Genomic DNA, 4,461 nt, shown 5'->3' with positions numbered 1-4,461 from the left:
CGGGAGGTTAGTAAAGACGGCTTCGAGATGCAGTTTGCCACCAATGTTTTAGGTCCGTTCCTGCTGACGGGATTGCTCATGCAAAGAATCCTGAGCGCATCAGCGCCCCGGGTGGTGAACGTCTCCTCCTACGCGCACACGATCGGCGGCCCAGTTCCGGTTGAAGATCTCAACTCCGAGCAGGGTTACAAGCCAGTCCGCGCCTACGCCAAAACCAAGCTGGAGAACATTCTCTTAACGCGCGAGCTGCAACGCCGTGCTGGTGGCAGGCTGGTGGTAACCACCTGTCATCCCGGCGCCTCGCATACCAACCTCGCGGTCAACACCACTCTTGGAATGAAGCTGACAACCTGGCTGCTGACGCCGATCATGCAAAACGCCACCGGAGGCGCAGAGCCAACGCTGATGGCCGCAACTTGGCCAGAGGCCAAGCCGGGCGGTTATTATGGACCAGGCGGCCTATGGGGGTTGCGTGGCCATCCGGTCGAGACACGGACGGCCCTCTTCGCCGACGACCGTGAAGCCGGGCATCGGCTTTTCAGTGAGCTGGAGCAGATGACGGGCATCAGCTACGAACTTTAGGCCGCCAGAGCACCAGCTGCTCCGACGGCTCTGCTCTCCAACAGCTTCTGAGGGCCGATGAGGTGTTGGCAGGTAGCGGATGAGCCGGCCCTGACATCTGCTTTCTTCCCTGTCCAAGGATGGGCAGGGCAGCAGCATCAGCCTTGTCGGGCCTGGGTCGCGAACGCGTTCAGCTGCGCCATCATCGCATCGAAGTGGCCTTCGGCCTCGGCGAAGCGCATCGAACGGACGCGCTCGACCAGGATCTCGCGCGGCGTGGGTTGCTGGGCGAACAGCGACATCACCTCGTCGGCGAAGGCGTCGAGAGGCAGGTAGCCGGGGCGGCTCTCCTGGCCTGGCGTGAGCCCGGTTTGCACAGCCGGTGGGGCGAGTTCAATCACCTCGACCCGGTCCCTCAGCACCTCACGCAGGGAGAGGGTGTAGGAATGCATAGCGGCCTTGGTGGCGTTGTAGGTGGGTGTGGCGAAGAGTGGCACGAAGGCCAGCCCAGATGTCACGTTGACGATCGCTGCTCCGGGTTGGGCGGTGAGGTGATCGATCAACGCGTTGGTGAGCCGGATTGGGCCGAGCAGGTTGGTGGTGATCGTCTGTTCCGCGTCCGTCAGGTCGCGTGACCGGTCCAGTGCCTCGAAGCGCATGATCCCGGCATTGTTGACGAGCACGTTAAGTCTCGGATGTTCGGCCAGGAGTCGCTGCGCGCAGTCGGCGACCCCGGCAGCACTGTTCACGTCGAGTTCGATCGCATGCATGTTCGGCCGCCCGGTGATCGTGCGCTCCAGGGTGTCCCGCCGCCGGCCGGCCACGATCACGGTGTTGCCACGGTCATGGAAGCGGTGTGCCAGTGCCTCGCCGATGCCGGAACCGCCTCCAGTGATCAGGATGGTGTTGCCGCTCTGGTTCATAAGCTTGCTCCTGCGTGATGGGAGCGCTCAACCTAATCACCTACACTCCGGAAGGAAGAAGGCACCCGAAATATCCATACTCACCTAAAGGAGAGCGTCACCTTGTCTCGTTTGCCCTTCAACGAACCCACCATCCAGCGAGCCCGCCGCATCGCCGAGACGATCCCGCCTGCCGAATGCGATCCTCGAGTTGAGGCGTTGGTCAATGACCTGATCGGGCGGGTAGCCGACAAATGGACCATGATCGCGCTTGAGGTGCTAGCTGAACATGGCGAGCTGCGCTTCACGCAATTCGCTCGGCAAATGCGCGGGATCAGCCAGAAGATGCTGACCCAAACGCTGCGGCAGATGGAGCGCGACGGCATGGTAACGCGCACCGTCCACCCTGTTGTGCCGCCACGGGTCGAGTACCGGCTCACGGAATTAGGCGCGAGCCTGGGCGCGGCCTTCTGTGGCGTATGGATCTGGGCGGAAGAGAATCTTGCGAAGGTCGAGGCCTCACGGGAAGCCTTCGACGCTAAAACGGAGTAGCTGGCGGCGTGTTCTCCACCAGGGAGCTAAGCACTATCTCTCAGCCCAGACAGCCTATGATCTGCTGCGCAACCGCCTCGTGCGCGGCGTGGCTGCCCACGCGCCCAGCACCTATGCGACCGCGCGGAAGCTGGCGATGCAGGGGCTGTTCCTGGCCGGCAGGTTGCGCAGCGGTCTCGGGCTCATCCCTGCGCCGAAGAAAACTGCTGGTCCATCGGTCAACCACATCTGATGCGCTGAACGGCTCCGAAACACGCCTCCAGGAGTTCCGCCACTGGAGGTGGCGATGTCGGAGGGTTGGACATGGAAGGGGACGGGCGCTCCGTGGATGCTCGGAACCTCGCACGGCATGTGGGCGGTGTTCGAGCTTCGGCCGGGCGGCCGGGCCGAGCTTCGGTACGCCCCTTTTGACGAGCAAGGCCGCCTCCTGGTCGCGCCGCTGACCATCGGCGAGTTCGCCTCTGCCGGCGATGCCAGGTTCGCGGCGGATGCTTACGAGGCGGAGGAGCCGCCGGCGCTTCCTGACGATCTGGCAGACACCCTCTTTCCTGGGGGCGGCGAGGTCGAGATCCTGGCGCCGGGTGGGTGTGCCTTTCTGCTCTCGCTCTCCGAGGAGGCGGTAACCCTTAGCCACCCTGAGGGTGACGTCAGGATCGAGTGGGCCCGCCTGAACCAGCCGCGGACATCCGGGGATGGACCTGAATACGCGCGGCCCCCGGGCCACGAGGAACCGGCGGAACTGGACCTCGCGATCATGCTCAGGCTCGTAAACCTGTTGACCGCCCAGTAAGCGCCCTTGCGTCTAGCCAGGATGGGGTGGCGCGAAGAGATGCTGGGAGGCTGGTAGTTCTCCACCCTGCACCTCACAGCGCAGCGCTGCCCCACAGCAGATCATGGGCGAACAACAAGTAGGACACCTACTCGAAGCCGTATGAGATGCCGGAGTTATCGGACAAGACTGATGGTGCTGGATGTAGGGTAGGGAGCTTCCAAGCCTTTAGGTAAGAATCCGCTTCATAACGGCCGCGCCAATTGCCGGAGGAGGGGCATGGCAGCGGCAAGAGTGAAGAAGGCCACAGCGAAACTGGTGGTGGCTTCATGATCACGCGCCAGGCGTCGGCATCGCCCGATCCAAGCGAAGGATCTTTCCACCACCCATCGCCTCGGCTGCACGGCAAAATCCTTCTGGCCAGGCAGGCTGCCGATGAGAGTAACGGTGACAGGTGAGGCGTCGGAGATGCGAGATCCGGATAGGCGCGGTCAGCGAAGCACCTTGCTGGGCGGCGGGAAGTTGCAAGGCAAATGTGTCCAGGCACAGCCGGTACGCAGCACATAAAGAATGCTGTCCATGATCAGACGCATTGGCCAGCGTCGAGGGCGCCCGGTCTTACCAAGTGGTGGCATGAAGGGCTGCACCAGCGCCCATTCTGCGTTAGTTAGGCAGGGTGCATAGGGAATGGTCCCACGCGCAAGTTGCGCGCGGACGGCGGGGATTCCCCATGGGCGGCCTCGGAAGCTTCGAACACTCCCGGAACGCACAGAACCCTCGCCGTTCACCCAGCCTCAGCCGTTATGAAGCAAGCTCTTACATGAGCCAAATCTCAGTCTGCCCGTAGGCAGGTTCCAAGTAGGAGATCGGTTCCACGTAGACAGGCTCGTCGTCATGAACCGGCTCCATGTAGACCGGTCCGACGTAGTAGACCGGCTCTGAAACTGCCGGTTCAACGTAGTAGACCGGTTCCACATAGACAGGTTCAACATAGTAGATCGGTTCCGCGAAGGTCGGACCATGGTCGATCCAGACCTCCATCTCCGCATAGGCAGGCTCGGCGAAGATGAGTGATGCCTCAGGGTACATGGTGTTTCGCTCCTCCTGGTGGGGAGAAGGCGATCAAGAGATGGCCTCGTTGTGATTGAACGTTGTTCTCATTTGGGCAGCTTGGCTCCGCACGTCGGATTGGAAGGGAAGGGCTCGACCAGCGCCCACTCGGCATCGATCACGCTCGTCGCGTAGGGCTGGGCCCATCTCGCAAGTTGCGCACGGGAGGCAGGGATACATAAGCTCCCTTCAAGGACACGCAGACGACCTGAGCCTCGAAATTGGGTTCCAGTGAGCCGTCGCTGCGACTGCCAACATAACCGGTGCGAACAGGAGATCACCTGATCTGATTGCTTCGGAACAGGTCTGTGCCTCCGGAGATCATGCCAACCGGCGAGGAAAACGGCGTCGCCCTCGACCATGTGAAAGGTTCCTGCTGCAGGTGCTGAAAGCAGTTCCGACGCATCACGGTCCAGGCAGGTCACGTTGCAAGCGAGTTAAAACTCTTTCTCTACACACGCAGGTTGTCGCGTGATCGTTTTGCCATCTTCATGGTTCTGCCATTGAACCATTTCGATCATAAAGAGATGTTTCGCCCCGAAACAAAGCTCGGCCGCAGCCACCTAG

Annotated in this window: 5 protein-coding genes and 2 pseudogenes; 3 read left to right on the top strand and 4 right to left on the bottom strand. The window is 61.8% G+C overall.

The genetic code is table 11. From position 1 onward, the window contains the following. Positions 1-582, top strand: a pseudogene (locus D2K64_RS22875) (SDR family oxidoreductase); the annotation flags it as partial. A 137-nt stretch (positions 583-719) separates the two neighbouring features. Here the strand turns inward: D2K64_RS22875 and D2K64_RS22870 are convergent. Further along, positions 720-1,484 (bottom strand): SDR family oxidoreductase, encoded by a 765-nt coding sequence (locus tag D2K64_RS22870; RefSeq protein WP_120010685.1) that lies wholly within the window; start codon positions 1,482-1,484, stop codon positions 720-722. A 102-nt stretch (positions 1,485-1,586) separates the two neighbouring features. Between D2K64_RS22870 and D2K64_RS22865 the strand changes: the two genes are divergently transcribed. Together D2K64_RS22865 and D2K64_RS22860 are read left to right on the top strand one after the other, a co-directional pair. After that, positions 1,587-2,015: a winged helix-turn-helix transcriptional regulator gene (locus tag D2K64_RS22865; protein ID WP_120010684.1), complete on the top strand. Its 429-nt coding sequence runs from the start codon at positions 1,587-1,589 to the stop codon at positions 2,013-2,015. A gap of 328 nt (positions 2,016-2,343) precedes the next feature. Next, positions 2,344-2,805 carry a hypothetical protein gene (locus D2K64_RS22860; protein ID WP_157986073.1) on the top strand — a complete coding sequence of 154 codons (462 nt, stop codon included), beginning with the start codon at positions 2,344-2,346 and terminating at the stop codon, positions 2,803-2,805. 304 nt (positions 2,806-3,109) lie between these two features. On the opposite strand, the pseudogene D2K64_RS26430 reads toward D2K64_RS22860, so the two are convergent. The 3 genes and pseudogenes from D2K64_RS26430 to D2K64_RS22850 all read right to left on the bottom strand — a co-directional run. Beyond that, positions 3,110-3,194 (bottom strand): annotated as a pseudogene (locus tag D2K64_RS26430) (IS5/IS1182 family transposase); the annotation flags it as partial. Positions 3,195-3,275: 81 nt separating this feature from the next. Further along, the gene (locus tag D2K64_RS26425) at positions 3,276-3,554 is read right to left on the bottom strand and encodes a transposase (RefSeq protein WP_408891899.1); all 279 of its coding nucleotides are present in this window, start codon (positions 3,552-3,554) and stop codon (positions 3,276-3,278) included. A 46-nt stretch (positions 3,555-3,600) separates the two neighbouring features. Further along, positions 3,601-3,873 (bottom strand): hypothetical protein, encoded by a 273-nt coding sequence (locus D2K64_RS22850; protein WP_120010682.1) that lies wholly within the window; start codon positions 3,871-3,873, stop codon positions 3,601-3,603. Between the last annotated feature and the right edge of the window lie 588 nt (positions 3,874-4,461).

Source organism: Teichococcus vastitatis, from assembly GCF_003604215.1.
Classification (GTDB): Bacteria; Pseudomonadota; Alphaproteobacteria; order Acetobacterales; family Acetobacteraceae; genus Pseudoroseomonas; species Pseudoroseomonas vastitatis.
Note: the sequence above shows the minus strand (reverse complement) of the source record. Positions and strands in the feature narration are given on the sequence as shown.